The sequence below is a fragment of the Phascolarctobacterium sp. ET69 genome (assembly GCF_023336935.1).
GTDB classification, from domain to species: Bacteria; Bacillota; Negativicutes; order Acidaminococcales; family Acidaminococcaceae; genus Fusicatenibacter_A; species Fusicatenibacter_A intestinipullorum.
In genome coordinates this window covers 473,550-488,809 of the sequence record NZ_JAMBLR010000002.1, presented here as the reverse complement: position 1 = coordinate 488,809, position 15,260 = coordinate 473,550, and the positions used below count along the sequence as shown (strand labels likewise).

At 48.3% G+C, this 15,260-nt stretch carries 11 protein-coding genes; 4 read left to right on the top strand and 7 right to left on the bottom strand.

The genetic code is table 11. The annotated features are described in order from the left end of the window. From M3079_RS05080 to M3079_RS05055, 6 genes are all read right to left on the bottom strand, one after another. Positions 1-411, bottom strand: a complete 411-nt coding sequence (locus M3079_RS05080; protein ID WP_249077671.1) for a CtsR family transcriptional regulator — start codon at positions 409-411, stop codon at positions 1-3. A 131-nt stretch (positions 412-542) separates the two neighbouring features. Continuing rightward, a complete protein-coding gene (locus M3079_RS05075) occupies positions 543-1,712 on the bottom strand; it encodes an FprA family A-type flavoprotein (RefSeq protein WP_249077670.1) in 1,170 nt (389 codons plus the stop codon). A 36-nt stretch (positions 1,713-1,748) separates the two neighbouring features. Further along, positions 1,749-3,473, bottom strand: coding sequence for an ABC transporter ATP-binding protein/permease (locus M3079_RS05070; protein WP_249077669.1), 1,725 nt, complete (start codon positions 3,471-3,473; stop codon positions 1,749-1,751). Between the two features lie 127 nt (positions 3,474-3,600). Beyond that, positions 3,601-6,714 carry an efflux RND transporter permease subunit gene (locus M3079_RS05065; RefSeq protein ID WP_249077666.1) on the bottom strand — a complete coding sequence of 1,038 codons (3,114 nt, stop codon included), beginning with the start codon at positions 6,712-6,714 and terminating at the stop codon, positions 3,601-3,603. 13 nt (positions 6,715-6,727) lie between these two features. Next, positions 6,728-7,924, bottom strand: a complete 1,197-nt coding sequence (locus M3079_RS05060; RefSeq protein ID WP_249077664.1) for an efflux RND transporter periplasmic adaptor subunit — start codon at positions 7,922-7,924, stop codon at positions 6,728-6,730. A gap of 217 nt (positions 7,925-8,141) precedes the next feature. Beyond that, the gene (locus M3079_RS05055; RefSeq protein ID WP_249077663.1) at positions 8,142-9,476 is read right to left on the bottom strand and encodes a hypothetical protein; all 1,335 of its coding nucleotides are present in this window, start codon (positions 9,474-9,476) and stop codon (positions 8,142-8,144) included. Positions 9,477-9,691: 215 nt separating this feature from the next. Here M3079_RS05055 and M3079_RS05050 point away from each other — a divergent pair, with 215 nt between their 5' ends. The 4 genes from M3079_RS05050 to M3079_RS05035 all read left to right on the top strand — a co-directional run bounded on the left by M3079_RS05050 (position 9,692) and on the right by M3079_RS05035 (position 13,636). After that, positions 9,692-10,708: an ABC transporter substrate-binding protein gene (locus tag M3079_RS05050; protein ID WP_249077660.1), complete on the top strand. Its 1,017-nt coding sequence runs from the start codon at positions 9,692-9,694 to the stop codon at positions 10,706-10,708. A 47-nt stretch (positions 10,709-10,755) separates the two neighbouring features. Continuing rightward, entirely contained in the window at positions 10,756-11,544 is a 789-nt protein-coding gene (locus tag M3079_RS05045) for an ABC transporter ATP-binding protein (protein WP_249077658.1), read from the top strand. Beyond that, on the top strand, positions 11,537-12,325 hold the full coding sequence (locus M3079_RS05040; RefSeq protein ID WP_021715899.1) for an ABC transporter permease: 789 nt from the start codon (positions 11,537-11,539) through the stop codon (positions 12,323-12,325). The genes M3079_RS05045 and M3079_RS05040 overlap by 8 nt, the downstream gene beginning before the upstream one ends. A gap of 117 nt (positions 12,326-12,442) precedes the next feature. After that, the gene (locus M3079_RS05035) at positions 12,443-13,636 is read left to right on the top strand and encodes a pyridoxal phosphate-dependent aminotransferase (protein ID WP_249077656.1); all 1,194 of its coding nucleotides are present in this window, start codon (positions 12,443-12,445) and stop codon (positions 13,634-13,636) included. Positions 13,637-13,681: 45 nt separating this feature from the next. Here M3079_RS05035 and M3079_RS05030 read toward each other — a convergent pair whose 3' ends face one another. Continuing rightward, a complete protein-coding gene (locus M3079_RS05030) occupies positions 13,682-15,007 on the bottom strand; it encodes an MATE family efflux transporter (RefSeq protein WP_249077654.1) in 1,326 nt (441 codons plus the stop codon). Positions 15,008-15,260 lie beyond the last annotated feature (253 nt).

Sequence of the window (15,260 nt, the reverse complement as noted above, 5' to 3'; positions counted from 1 at the left end):
TCACCTCACCTGCATCATCTTACTTATGGCATTCTGTAATACAGTTATTTTTTTCTTTTCATCCGCATTTATAATTTCAAGCATATATTTTAAAAGAGCATATTCGCGGGCCGTAACCATGCCGCGGTGCGCCCAGTGCTCCAAAAGAGCCTGCGCAGTTTCCCGGCGTTTGGCTTCCTTATTGGGCGGCGTAACCCGCACAATGCGCACAAAGCCGCCGCTGCCACGGCGCGACTCCACCAGATAGCCCTTTTCCGGCGTAAAGCGCGTGCTTATAACATAGCTTATCTGCGACGGAGCGCACGATAATTTATCGGCCAGTTCATTGCGCTGCACCAGCACAGTGTCCTCGCTGTCCTCCAGCAACTGGCGGATAATAAAATTTTCTATTGCATCAGCAAGATTTCTCATATCTGATTACCCCATAAATTTAGATGTATTGTTTTACACTTATTATATTTGACTTTTCGACTTTTGGCAAGGCATAAATAAAAAACAGCGATGAAATTTTTGTAAATTCCACCGCTGCCATTATTTAATAATTACAGATTTTTTGCAAATTCGTATGCAAACTGACGCGCTGCTTCGGTTTCATCAACGCAGGCACGCCATTTGCAGTTAAAGCCGGGCTGCAAATCAAACCCTCCTGCCGTAAGCATGGCTTCCATATCTTTCTGCGCACCGCCTGCCCAGCCGCAGGTGCCAAAAGCTGCCGCTTTTTTGCCTTTAGGCTGCAAGCCTTTTAAATAAACCAGCATACCGCCGATTGTCGGCATCATGCCGCTGTTTAAAGTCGGTGAACCTACAAGCAGGCCGCCCGCTTCAAACAATTCTGCCGCAACAGTGCTGCAAGGGGTTCTGTCCATACGCATCAGCTGCACTTTTACGCCGGCAGCGGCAGCGCCTTCAACCATAGCTCGTGCCAGTGCTTCCGTGCCGCCCCACATGGTATCGTAGGCAATAACAACGCTTTTGCCGTTAACGCCAGTTCCCCAGACTGCATATTTTTCAAGAATCTGCGCAATTTTGCTGCGCCAGATAACACCGTGCGCCGGAGCAATCATTTTAATATCAAGCGCAGAGGCTTTTTTAAGCGCACCGCCGATTAAACGCGCATACGGCCACAAAATGTTGGCAAAATACTTTTTCGCTTCATAGAACAAAACATATTCGTCAACTTCGTCATCAAAGCGTTTGGACGAAGCATAATGCTGGCCAAAAGCATCGTTGCTGAACAGAATTCCGTCCTGCAGGCAGTAGGTTACCATGTTGTCGGGCCAGTGCAGCATCGGCATGGGCACAAAAGTCAGTTCACGGCTGCCAAGGCTTATTTTGTCGCCTTCCTTAACAACCATAAAATCAAAGCCGTCGCCGTAATGGCGCAAAGCCTCGTTTTTGCCCTGCATGGTAATAACAAATTTAGCATTGGGAGCTGCTTTTAAAACCTCCGGCAGAGCACCTGCATGGTCAGGTTCAACATGGTTTACCACTACGTAATCTATTTTGGCAGGGTCAGCAACACGGCGTATTTTCTCCAAAAGTTCATCTGCATAGCAGGCCTTAACGGTATCAATAAGGCAAATTTTTTCATCAACAATTAAATAACTGTTGTATGAAGCGCCGCGCTCGGTTTTATATCCGTGAAAATCCCTCACAATCCAGTCCGTTGCACCCACATCATAAATACCGGGCGCTATTTCCATTGGCATCATTGGTTGTACCTCCTTTTATACTCATCATAAAACAAATTAAAGATAGCCGAAAGATAATTTTTTCAAATTTTTATCTAAAAACAGCCCTGCCTGATGGAAGCTGTTTAAAGTACTTCTGTGCCCGATGCTGATAACCGTAGTCTGCGGCATTTCGGCAGAAATTAAAGTGTACATGGCTTTTTCCGTAGCCTCGTCAAGAGCGGAGGTTGCTTCATCCAGAAACAGCCAGTCCGGCTTATAAATAAGCGCACGCGCAAAAGCCACGCGCTGCTGTTCGCCGCCGCTTAAAACATGCGCCCAGTCCGCTTCAACATATAAATTTTCTGCTAAATAGCCTATGCTGCATTTTGCAAGCACGTTTTTCAGTTCTTCATCACTGCATTCATGCCCGCCGGGGTACAGCAGCGCCTCGCGCAGAGTGCCGAGCGGCAGATAAGGTTTCTGCGGAATAAACATGGTATTTTCCGCCTCCGGCATGGCAAGCCTGCCTTTTACATAGGGCCAGATGCCTGCCAGAACGCGCAGCAAAGTACTTTTGCCGCTGCCGCTTGGCCCTTTGATTAAAATATTTTCACCGCGGCGCAGGTTAAATTCCGCACCGTCAATCAAAATATGCCCGTCCGGCAGCGTTATATCAAGCTGCTTGGCTGCAATGCCGCCATCAGATAACTCACGCTGCAAATCCGGCTGCAATTTTTCCTGCTTAACTTCGTGCATGTGCAGCCCAAAGCCTGTAAGACGGTTAACAACAGACTGCCATTCGGCAATGGAAGCGTACATATCTACAAAATACGAAAGCGATTCCTGTACTTTACCGAAGGCGTTGCTTACCTGCATCAGCCCGCCCAGCGTAATCTGGTGCGCCAAGTAACGCGGCATCGCCACAACCATCGGGAAAATAATGGCAATCTGCGAATAACCGGAATTAATCCAGATAAGCTGCTTGCGTTTTTGAATAATTTTCCAGAAGTTGTCCAAAAGCAGTGCAAAACGCTTTTTAAAAATGCTGCCCTCGCGCCCTTCGCCGCTGTAAAAGGCAATGCTCTCGGCGTTTTCGCGCATACGCATCATGCTGAAACGGAAATCAGCCTCGTAACGCTGCTGCACAAAATTAAGCCCAACCAGCTTTTTGCCGGCAACATGCGTTACCCAGGTGCCAAGCGCCGAATAAATAAGCGCAACCCACACCATATAACCTTCGATATGGAAGCTGTGCTCCCAAAGCGTAAAATCGAGCGGCCCGGAAATATTATACAAAACAAATACGAACGATACAAAAGTACATACCGCCTTTAAAACGCCGATACTGAAAGTCAGCGTCATTTCCACAAACAGGCGCACATCTTCACTGATACGCTGGTCAGGGTTATCGGTATCAGCGCCGAAAACCTGCAGGCGGTAATAAGTTTTATTGCGCAGCCATTCATCAATGTAGCGGTCTGTAAGCCAGCGGCGCCAGTTAATTATAAGCACCTGCTGCAGATAAAACGAATATACCATTAAAATAATGTACAGCGCGGCCAGCCACGAAAAATGTATCAGTTCATCAAATATTTTCTCGGTGTCATAATTTTGCAGTGCTTCATAAAATACGTTAAACCAGTCGTTAATTAAAACAATTACATATACAACCGCCAGTGTAAGCGCAATTATTACCGCCAGCAGGGCAAACGCCATCAAGCGTTCTTCCGACTGCCAGTAGCTTTTGGTTAAAAACCACACATTGCGCAGAAAGCGGCTTTGTTCTTTTAATCTGTTCAAGCAAATTCCCCTCTATTTCAAAATAGTTTGTTTACTCTAACTATTATACAACACAAATTTAAAAATTCCTGCTATAAAAAATGCCCCGCCGTCAAGCAGGGCATTTTTCACTAATTATTTACTTTTATCAGGCTTCTTCTTTATGCTTTTTGCTGAAGAATTTTTCTACAACTACAAAGCATACCGGAATCAGGAAGATACCGAACAGCGTGTTGAAGGTCATACCGGCAACTACGGCGTTACCCATGGATACACGCGCGCCTGCGCCCGGGCCGGTTGCAACAGCCAGCGGCAGGCAGCCGAGGATGAATGCAAACGAAGTCATCAGAATCGGACGGAGACGGAGGCGGGATGCTTCAACAGCAGCATCAACAACGCCCATGCCTTTCTCCATATTCATCTTGGCGTATTCTACAATCAAAATTGCGTTCTTGGCAGCAAGGCCGATAAGCATAATCAAGCCAATCTGCATATAAACGTCGTTTTGCTGTCCGCGCAGGTACTGGCCGAGAATGCAGCCCAGTACGGCAGTAGGCACGGAAAGGAGAACTGCCAGAGGAATGGTCCAGCTTTCATACAAAGCTGCCAGGCAGAGGAATACGAAGATAAGGGAAATTACAAAAATCTGCATGGAGCGGTTGCCTGCTTCAATCTGGTCACGGCTCTGGTCGGTCCATTCATAGCTGTAAGTTACCGGCAAAGTTTCTGCCGCAACTTCTTCCAGAGCAGTCATGGCCTGGCCGGTGGAATAACCTTCGGCAGGGTCGCCTGCAATTTTAATAGCGCGTGCGCCGTTAAAGCGCGTCATAACAACGGAACTGTTTTCATTGTCATAAGTTACAAGAGTGTTCAGCGGAACCATCGTGCCATCGTTGCTGCGTACAAAGAAATAACGCATATCGTCAACGTTGGAGCGGTATTTGTCATCAGCCTGCATAACAACTTTCCATGTACGGCCGAAGTTGTTCAGGTCGTTGATTTCGTAGCCGCCGAGGAAGGTCTGCAATGCGCTGAATACGCTGGAAACAGGTACGTTCAGGCTCTGTGCCTTATCACGGTCTACGTTGAATTTATACATAGGCGTGGTGGTGTTCAGTGTAGTGTAAATCATGCCTATTTCCGGGCGCTGGCGTGCTTTAGCCAAAAATTCCTGTGCACGGTCATTCATCAGGCTTACATCTTCACCGCCAAGGTTCATAATGTACATGCTTAACGAACCGGTGCTGGAAGCGCCAGGCAATGCAGGCGGCTGGAAGGCCATAACCGTGGCATCCGGGAATTTAGGGCCGAGGCCCTGAATCATAGGAATGATATCCTGAATGGTGGTATCACGTTCTGCATAAGGCTTCATGGCTACAACTACGAGGCCGGCAGACGCTTTCTGCGCAGAACTCAGAATATCAACGCCTGATACTTCCATTACATAGTCAACACCCGGGAATTTCTGAACTTCTTTACTGAGTTCTCCCATCAGCTGAATATTACGGTTGCTGGAAGCGCCTTCCGGCAGGCTGAAGGATACGGCGCTCATGCCCATATCTTCATTAGGAACATAACCGGAAGGAGTAATCTTAAACAGGAAGCCGATTAAAATTACGCCAACCAGCAGGCAGGCCATAACAACTTTTGCATGGCGGATGCATTTTTCTACGTTAGTTACGTATTTAGCCAGCGTTCTTTCAAACCATTTGTTGAAAGCATGTACGGCTTTGCCGATAAAGCCTTTAATTTCGGCTTCATCTTTTTTAGGTTTCAAAATCAGAGCGCACAGTGCCGGGGTCAGCGACAATGCGATAAGTGCCGAAAGCATCATGGAAACGGAAATGGTAATGGCAAACTGTTTATAAAGCTCGCCAACCGTACCGCCGGTAAACGCAGTCGGGATAAATACCGCAGAAAGTACGAAGGCAATAGCCACAACAGGGCCGGAAACTTCGCTCATGGCGCGGTAGGTTGCTTCTTTAGGCGTAAGGCCCGTATCCTGAATATGATGTTCTACTGCTTCTACAACGACGATAGCGTCGTCGACTACGAGGCCGATAGCAAGGATAAGTGCGAAAGCCGTCAGCGTATTAATGGTAAAGCCCAAAAGTACGAACGAAGCAAAAGTACCAACCAGAGATACCGGTACTGCCAACAGCGGAATCAGCGTTGCGCGCCAGCTTCCGAGGAACATAAAGATTACAAAAATAACCAGAACCAGCGCTTCAAAGAAGGTATGGGCAACTTTGTTCAAAGATTCGGTAATAAACTGCGTGTTATCCTGAATAACCGTCAGTTTCATATCTGCCGGGAAACGTTTTTCGGCGTCAGCCAAAACTTCGCGGATTTGCGAAACCGTTTCAATGGAGTTGGCGTCACTGGTAAGGGATACCGGGAATACTACGGAGGCACCGCCGTTCAAACGGCTGAGTACCAAGTCGCTTCTCGGTGCTTCTTCAATGCGGGCAATATCCTTTAAGTAAAGGTTTTCGCCGTTAATGGAACGGATAATAATATTACCGAATTCTTCAGGTGTTTTTAAACGGCCCTGCGCATTGGCAGAGTATTGTTTTTCCTGCTCGTCAACAGTCGGGCGGGCACCTACGGTACCTACAGGCGCCTGAATGTTCTGAGCTTCTACCGCCGTTTCAATATCGCTTGTTGTAAGGTTAAGCTGAGCCAGTTTTTCCGGGTTCAGCCAGATACGCATGGAATATTCCGGGCCGTATTCATCAACGGTGGATACACCTTTAACGCGCTTAACAGCGTCGATAAAGTTAACGTCGGCGTATGTTCTGAGGAACATACTGTCATAAGTATTATTAGGCGAGGTAAGTGCGAAATACATGATGGTTTCCGCAGATTCCTTCGTCGTGGTAATGCCGTATGCGGTTACTTCCTGCGGCATGGAGCTGTTTGCCTGCGATACACGGTTCTGTACTTCTACCGCAGCAATATCGGCGTTCTTTTCCAGGTTAAACTGTACGTTTAAGCTGTATTCGCCGGTAGCGGTACTGGTAGAACTCATATCCAGCATATTTTCTACGCCGTTTACCTTCTGTTCTATTGCCTGCGCAACAGATTCTTCTACCGTCTGGGCACTTGCGCCCGTATAGTTGGTAGTTACGGAAATACGCGGCTTGGTAATATTAGGATACTGGGCAATAGGCAGGCTGAAACCGGCAATAGCGCCCAGCAGCGTAATCAATATGGCCAGCACCATGGCAAAGACCGGACGGTCAATAAAAAATCGTGCCATTCAGCTTACCTCCTTATTTTGCTGCACCGGCAGCATCGCCGGATTCTGTTCTGTCGGCGGTAGTGTCAAGTTCTGCTTCCGTCATCGGTTCGGGGTTTACAAGCGCGCCGGCTGTAATTTTGCCGGTACCTTCAACAACAATGGTTTCATCGCCGTTAAGGCCGCTTTCAACCATCCACAAACGCCCTACGCGAGGCCCAAGGGTAACTTCGCGCATTTCAACCTTGTTGTCTGCGCCGATAACATAAACAAATTTCTTATACATCAATTCAGTAACAGCACGCTGCGGAATGAGAAGTGCGTTAGCTCTGGTGCCTGCCGTTGCCTGCACATGTGCGAACATTCCCGGCAGCAGAACGCGGTTCGGGTTATCAAACAGCGCTTTAATGGTAAGCGTACCGGTGTTGGCAGTCAACGCACGGTTAACCTCGGCAATGCGGCCAGGCAGGTCATAAGTGGTGCCATCGCTCAGAACAATGCTCAAATTTTCCAGCGGTGCTGCCTGCCCTCTGTCAACGGCAGTGTTGGCAAGCTTCAAGTATTCAGGCTCAGCCATGCTGAATTCTACAAATACCGGGTCGGTATTGGAAATTGTTGCCATGGTAGTCTGCCCGTCGGTAACATAGTTGCCTACTTCAAGGGCAGTAGTATCAATGCGCCCGGTAAACGGAGCCGTTACATTGGTTTCGTTCATATCAATCTGCGCATTTTCAAGCATGGCTTCCTGTGCGTTTACGGATGCCTGTGCCTGGTCGCGCGCCATAATGGCGTTATCGAGAGTCTGTTTGGAAACAGCGCTTTGTTCATAAAGTTTTGTGTAGCGTTCGGCATCTACCGAAGCGTTGGCAAGCTGAGCACGGGCATTAGCAAGGTTTGCCTGTGCCTGCAAAAGGTTCGCGCGGTAGGTACGCGGGTCAATCGTGTACAAAATCTGCCCCGCCTGAACGGTTTCGCCGCCGTTAAAATACTTGCCGGTAATCTGCCCGCTTACCTGTGCCTTCAGCTCCATTTCCTGCTGAGCCTGCACAAAGCCGGTATAATCGTAAACCAGCGGTGTATCACGCTTTATTACCTGCATGGATTTTACAAGCGTAGCCTGCGGAGCCGCTGCTTTTTCGCCGCCGCAGCCGGCAAGCGAAAACACAGTTACGGCAGCAAGCGCTGCAACTGCTGCTTTGCCGCTCCTGTTCTTACGCAAAAAATTCAACATAAATCTATTCCTCCTTCTAACTTAAGTTTCAAGTACAAAAAAGCAAAAAGGATATACTTAAACCAAAGTAATATAATTATATTCCTTCAAAAGCAGAAAGGCAAACCTTAATTTCAGCAAATTTCATTAATTTTACTTATCGTTGCTTTTATTTTCTCGGTTTTTCGCCATTAGACTCTCCAGTCAGTTCCTTTGTGGCAAATTTGTTTATTTTTTGTTATTTTTTCAGCAAATTTTTGTTAAGCATAAATTTTTCAAGTTCAGATGCCGGTATTGCGGCTTCATTCCAGCCCGTGCCGTCTTTCATCTTCTGGCAGAACACCAGATTCTTTCCATTATAATACCAGGAATTCGGCACTTCCTTTGTAAAATCAACCTTATCTTCAGCGCCAAGCAGAGCAAGCACCGGCAGTAAATCCGGGTTTTCAACATCCAGAACATCACTGATATCAAGAACTTTGCCGTCGCTGAGCGATATGTTCAGCGGCAGGCGTTCAAAAATTTCTTCGCTGCCTTCACCCATTACGCCGAAAAACATCAGCGACATCATATCGGAACCTGCAAAAGGCACCGTATAATCAAGCTCGCAGCTTTTTTTGCCAAGCGCTGCGGCATAGGGCTGCCAAACTTTCTCCAGCTCGCCGTTAATGGTATTTTGCAGTTCCTGTTTGCCTTCAACCGCCATCAGCGGATAAGTTACGCTGCTGCCGTCCATTACTGCCTGCTGCCTGTAAAGCATGCCGTTGCCGAAAACGAGGTTGCGTCGGAATTCGCCGTTCTGCACAATTTGCGTATATAATTCGCGGTCCTTCAACTGCCAGCCGCCGTCATATTCCCACTCGGCAGCAATTTTGGCAAGCGTGTCCTCGCTGCCTGTTCCGCTTACGGTCTGCAAGGTCGCAAGCTTGTCCATGCCTTCGGGGTCTGCAATAACGGTAACCCCGCTCATGCGGCTTTCCGGCTTGCGGTAGGGCTTTAGCAAATTTCCGTTTCCGTCATACAGCCCACAGTTAATATAATAATCTTTTTCGTGCGGCAGTACGCCGTATTCAACGGCTTCCGTACGCACGCCGTCTTTAAAATCTTCAAACACAAATTCCGTTTTAAAACCGGGCTTAAAAGCAGCGTTAACGGCTGCGCCCAGATTATCGCTGCCGGTATAAATTTCCTGTACGGCATTGGGCAGCGCTGCGTCGATAATGCGTACCTGCATTTCCTGTGCCGCCCCGCTTAAAGAGCGCACAATAATCTGCTCTCCCTTACCGGTAAAATGCCCTTTCTGCAAAATATTGGCATAACCGCCCTCAAGCGAAGGCGTATAGGCGGTTATCAGTTTGCCGCTGCCGTCTTTAATCATCAGCAGCAAATCGCCGTAATAGCTGCTGCCTCCCGTAAGTTTACTGCCCCACAGCTCGGCGGTTTCCTGCGTTCCGTTGCCGTCGGTATCCGCTTTAATGCTGGCAAGGCACACAGGTTCTGCGGCCAGAGCCCCACTATGCCCCGCCGCCAAAATAAAACCTGCCGCCAAAGCAAAAAATCTATTCCATTTCATAAATATAGCCTCCGTTATTTACAGCATTACAAATTATATTATACCAACATCGCGCTGATAACAAAAGTAAAACCTGTTCAGTAAACAAAAATAAGTTTTACAGTGTATTTTTTAATAAAAGTAGTGCATTTATCGGTTTTTTGATGTAAAATAACTGATAAGACGCTTACACAGTGTTATGCTGATAACCACTAACTACGCAAAGGATGATGACGATGAAAAAATTACTGTTTTTACTGGCAGCACTTTGCCTGGCATTTGCCCTTACAGGCTGCGGCGGCAGCGAAAAGCAGGCACCAGCAGCGGCCAAAGCACAGGTTAAGCTCGGCATGCTGCGCCTTACCAGCAGCGCGCCGCTGTTTATTGCCATGGACAAAGGCTTTTTTGCCGAACAGAATATAGAAATACAGCCGGAATGGTTTGACGCGGCACACCCCATTGCCGTAGCAACTGCTTCTTCGCAGGTTGACGTAGGCGCAACCGGCATTACCGCAAGCCTCTTTAACATGGCGGCAAGCGGCCAGCAGCTGGCAATAGTTGCCGATAAAGGCCGCGAAGAAAAAGGCTTCCCTTCTTCCGCACTTGTTGCGGCGGCAAACGCTTATAACAGCGGCTTTACCAGCCTGGAAAGCATTAAAGGCAAACGCATCGGCATTACGCAGAAAGGTTCTACCTTCCATTATATGCTGGGCAGAATGCTTGAACAAAAGGGCATGAGCCTCGACGATGTGGAACTTGTGCCGCTCGGCAAAGTAAGTGCCGTAATGGCAGCGCTTGAAAGCAACCAGATTGACGGCGCAATTTTAAACGAGCCCAACATCACAAAAATGCAGACCGCAGGCACGGCGCAAACCATTGTTCAGGTTGGCGACATCATTCCTTATCAGACTTCCGCACTGTTCTTCTCGCCTGAATTTATGAAAAACGAAGACGCCAACATCCGCTTTTTAAAAGCCTATAACAAAGCCTGCCATTATTATTACGAAGCAGCCATTGAAAAGAAAGACCCCAAAAAGCTTGATGAAGTTGTAAGCATTATTGCCAAATACGTAAAAGCCCCTGCCGGTGACATTAAACTTGGCCTGCCGTACATTGACCGCGACGGCAAACTTATGGCGGACGATATTAAAACACAGATTGACTGGTATTCTTCACACGGTATGATGCAGGGCACCCTTGACCCTGCCAAAGTGGCAAATACCACTCTGCTGGAAAAAGCACTGGCACAGTAACAATTTAAGGGCGGAACAGCTTCCGCCCTTTTTATTTGGAGGCACTTATGAAACTCGTTATAGACAACGTAAGTAAAAGTTTCGTTTCGCGCACGGGGCATACCCTGCCTGTTTTGCAGGATATTAACCTTACCGTAAACGAAGAAGAATTTGTCGCCCTGGTAGGTCCGTCCGGCTGCGGCAAATCCACACTTTTAAACATCACAGCCGGGCTGCTTGCGCCGACAAGCGGCAGCGCCAGCTTCACGCATCTGCCGCAGGGGCATGTGCCGCGCACCGGCATTGTTTTTCAGGAAACGGGGCTTTTTCCATGGCGCAGCGTTTACGATAATATCGCCTTTGGGCTGGAAGCAATGGGCGTGCCCAGGCAGGAACAAAAAGACCGTATAAGCCACTACATAAACCTTGTTGGCTTAACCGGCTTTGAAAAGGCACTGCCGCACCATTTAAGCGGCGGTATGCGCCAGCGCGTAGGCATTGCCCGCGCCATTGTAATTAACCCCGACCTGCTTTTGATGGACGAGCCTTTCAGTGCGCTGGACGCACAGACGCGCACCATTATGCAGGAAGAACTTGTTACCCTGTGGGATAAAACGCGCCTCAGCACTTTATATGTAACCCATAACATTCAGGAAGCCGTTATGCTTGCCGACCGTGTTGTGCTGCTTTCGCGCCGCCCGGGCAAAATAAGCCGCATTTTAAATATCGGCATACCGCGCGCAGAGCGCGAACTGCCGCAGCATACAGAAGAAATTGCCGAATATATCCGCATTATCTGGGAACACATCAGCAAAGACGCGCGCGCAGCCTTAATGGAGGTGGAAGGCAATGAATGAATATAAAATTACCGATAAAATGCACAGCTGGCAAAAGACTTACCCGGTCTGGGTTTCCGCTCTTTCCGTCATTGTGCTGCTGATAATCTGGGAACTCATCTGCCGCGCAGGCATTGTTTCGCCGCTGTTTCTGCCTTCACCGACAGGTATTTTAAGCGCACTTGCCGCTATGGTTGCGGGCGGAGAAATCGCTGCAAGCCTTGCCGCAAGTATGTACCGCATTATTCTGGGCTTTGTGCTCGGCAGCGTTATCGGCCTCGCCGTAGGGCTTTTTACCGGTACTTCCGCGCTGATTGACCGCATTGGCTCGCCCATTGTAAACGCGCTGTACCCAATACCTAAAATTGCGCTGCTGCCGCTGTTTATTTTATGGCTCGGCATCGGCGAACTCAGCAAAGTAACTATTATCGCCCTGGGCGTGTTCTTTCCGGTAGCGATGAATACATATTCCGGCGTAAAAAATGTAGACCCGCTTTTAATTAAGGTAGCCGTAAGCTTTAACGCCACCCGCTGGATGACCTTAAAAAAAGTTGTGCTTCCGGCAGCCCTGCCCATGATTTTTGCCGGGCTGCGCCTTGCGGCAGGAACCTCGCTTCTGCTTCTGGTTGCCGCAGAAATGATTGCCGCACAGGAGGGCATCGGCGCGCTGATACTGCATTACGGCGATTTGATGATTACCGACCGCTTAATGGCCGGCGTAATTGTGCTTTCACTTTTGGGGCTGGTGTTTAACCTGCTTTTGCAATGGGCAGAAAACCGCGCCATACCCTGGAACAGATAATTTAAAATTGTATACATTATTTTTACGCGGCAGGGCTGAACTTGCCGCGTTTTTTATGGTATAATAGCGGCATACAATTTTTTGTTTTGTAAATTTATTAAGTGAGGAGCAACCGATATGAAAATTTCCCAGCGTGTACAAAATTTAAAATTATCACCTATCAGAAAGCTGGCGCCCTATGCAGATGCCGCAAAAAAAGCAGGCAAAAAAGTTTACCATCTTAACATAGGCCAGCCGGATATTGAAACTCCGCCCCAGTTTATGGACGCCATTAAAAATTTTGACGAAAAAGTTATTGCCTACGGCGCCAGCAAAGGCGAACCGTTTTTAATTGAAGCAATTCAAAAATACTATGCCGAAAAAGGCATGAACTATGAAGCAGGCGATATTTTCATCACCAACGGAGGCAGCGAAGCCCTGACCTTTGCAGTTATGGCTTTGTGCGACCCTGATGACGAAATTATGGTTTTTGAACCGTTTTACGCCAACTATACAACTTTTGCCACCGAGTTCGGCGCTAAAATCAACGCCGTAACCACCAGCGTGGAAAACGGCTATCATCTGCCGGACGCTGCCGAAATTGAAAAACATATTACGCCCAAAACCAAAGCAATTCTCTTAACCAATCCGGGCAACCCGACAGGCGTTGTTTACACCGAAGCAGAAATGCAGACCATTGCCGCACTTGCCGTTAAGCATGACCTTGCCGTAATTGCCGACGAAGTTTACCGCGAATTTGTTTACGGCGGCGAATATAAGAGCTTCGGCACTATGCCCGAGCTTGACAATAACCTGATTATTATCGACAGCGTTTCCAAACGTTACAGTGCCTGCGGCGCACGTATCGGCTGCATTATCAGCAAAAATAAAGAATTCTGCCAGCAGATTAACAAATGCTGCCAGGGCAGGCTGTGCAGCCCGATTTTGGAAGAAGTTGGCGCAGCAGCACTTTACACAACACCGGTAAGCTATCTGGAAGAAGTAAACAAAGAATACCAGAAACGCCGCGACACCATTGCCGCAGGGCTGAAATCACTGCCCGGCGTTGCAGCCAGCGACCCAAAAGGCGCTTTTTACGTAATGGTTAAATTCCCGGTAGACGACGCAGAAAAATTTGCCATCTGGCTGCTGGAAAACTTTGACGTTGACGGCGAAACCGTAATGTTTGCCCCCGGCAACGGCTTTTACAGCACACCGGGCCTTGGCGTTAACGAAGCCCGCCTTGCTTACGTGCTGAACCGCGAAGATTTAAAACGTGCCATTTACATTTTAGGCGAAGCCTTAAAAGCTTACCCCGGCAGAACCTGCTGAACATAATAAAGCACAAACGGCATCACGTAAAACGTGATGCCGTTTTCATTTACTAAACCTTTTATACACAAGCTGTGCCGCTGCGGCGGTTACAAGTTCTGCCAGCCAAAAGGCATGCCAGACGCCTTGTGCGCCAAAGCTGCGGCTTAACAGCCACGCCGCCGGTATAATTATTACCACATAGCGCAAAAGCGAAATTACAAGCGACGGTACGCCCTTGCCAAGCCCTTCCAGAGCGCCGCAGTCGGTTACACTAACTGCCGATACGATAAACCCGGCGCATATTATGCGCAGCGCCTGCGCCCCGGCTTCTACCGTTACGGCGTTATCGGTAAACATGGCCATTAAAACATCCGGCACCGTCAGGCAAATTACCGTTCCCCCAAGCATAATGCCTGCGTTAAGCACCAGTGTTGTGTTGTAAATTTTCCTTACGCGCTCGTGCTCGCCCGCGCCATAGTTAAAGCCAATCAGCGGACGCATGCCCTGAATAATGCCGTTGGCAGGCAGGTACAAAAAAGTTTGCAGCTTGTAATAAATGCCAAGCACCACAATATAGCTTTGCGAAAAAGCCGCAAGTATGGTGTTAAGCGAAGACACCAACAGCGAAGGCAGCGCCAAGTTCAGCGTTGCCGGTATGCCGATGGCGTAAAGTTTAAAATCAAGCCCGGCGTCGCACGTTAAATACCTGCGGCTTAACCTGATGCGCAGCGGATAATTTTTATAAACAAACAAGTATATTAAAAGCGTTACTATCTGCCCTATGCCTGTTGCCACAGCCGCCCCTTCTATTCCCCATTCGGGAAACGGCCCGATGCCGAAAATCAAAAGCGGGTCTAAAATAATGTTGGTTATGCAGCCTGCCATTAACGCAATCATGGTAACTTTCATGTTGCCGACTGCCTGAAAGATTTTTTCAAACGCCAGCCCCAGCATGATTATCAGCGAAAAGCTGAAAGCAATATTGGAATAACGCACGCCCATATCTATAACCTGCGCATTATTTGTAAAAGCGCTTAAAAACTGCGGCATAATGGCAATGCAGGCTGCCATCAGCACCACACCGTGCAGGGCGGAAAGCGCCATGCCGTGCACCGCCGCGCGGTTAGCAGTTTCGCCTTCGCCCGCGCCAAGGTAATAGGCAATCAGCGCGTTAATGCCCACGCCAAAGCCAATGCTGACGGCGTTGATAAAATTCTGCACCGGGAACACCAGCGACAGCGCCGTCATGGCGTCCTCGCTGATTTGCGCCACAAAAAAACTATCCACAATGTTGTACAGCGAGTTCACCATCATGCTGATAACCATGGGCAGCGCCATTGAAGTTATCAGCGGCAGCACCGGTTCTTCCTTCATAAAATTTTCGTTCATATTCCCTCTCCTTCCGCTGCATAAAAAAACCACACAGCGCCCGCTAAGGCAACTGTGTGGCGAAAAGTGGCTATGCCAGAAAAATCCACAGCGAATTTTAGTATTTAGTTCTCTAAAAATATACCACAGCGGCGCACTGCTGTCAACAGGGCAAATTAAAACCCCGGCGGCGGAGCACCGGGGCCGGGGGAAAGTAGCTGCTTTAATGCAGCTTTATATGTTTTATTGTTCCGAACAAAATCCCTTATTTTAG

What these genes read in the sequence shown, in the direction of transcription:
- M3079_RS05065 (WP_249077666.1), bottom strand. Translation starts at nt 6,714, where the DNA reads ATGGCACGATTTTTTATTGACCGTCCGGTCTTTGCCATGGTGCTGGCC.
- M3079_RS05080 (WP_249077671.1), bottom strand. Translation starts at nt 411, where the DNA reads ATGAGAAATCTTGCTGATGCAATAGAAAATTTTATTATCCGCCAGTTG.
- M3079_RS05045 (WP_249077658.1), top strand. Translation starts at nt 10,756, where the DNA reads ATGAAACTCGTTATAGACAACGTAAGTAAAAGTTTCGTTTCGCGCACG.
- M3079_RS05035 (WP_249077656.1), top strand. Translation starts at nt 12,443, where the DNA reads ATGAAAATTTCCCAGCGTGTACAAAATTTAAAATTATCACCTATCAGA.
- M3079_RS05075 (WP_249077670.1), bottom strand. Translation starts at nt 1,712, where the DNA reads ATGATGCCAATGGAAATAGCGCCCGGTATTTATGATGTGGGTGCAACG.
- M3079_RS05060 (WP_249077664.1), bottom strand. Translation starts at nt 7,924, where the DNA reads ATGTTGAATTTTTTGCGTAAGAACAGGAGCGGCAAAGCAGCAGTTGCA.
- M3079_RS05030 (WP_249077654.1), bottom strand. Translation starts at nt 15,007, where the DNA reads ATGAACGAAAATTTTATGAAGGAAGAACCGGTGCTGCCGCTGATAACT.
- M3079_RS05050 (WP_249077660.1), top strand. Translation starts at nt 9,692, where the DNA reads ATGAAAAAATTACTGTTTTTACTGGCAGCACTTTGCCTGGCATTTGCC.
- M3079_RS05055 (WP_249077663.1), bottom strand. Translation starts at nt 9,476, where the DNA reads ATGAAATGGAATAGATTTTTTGCTTTGGCGGCAGGTTTTATTTTGGCG.
- M3079_RS05040 (WP_021715899.1), top strand. Translation starts at nt 11,537, where the DNA reads ATGAATGAATATAAAATTACCGATAAAATGCACAGCTGGCAAAAGACT.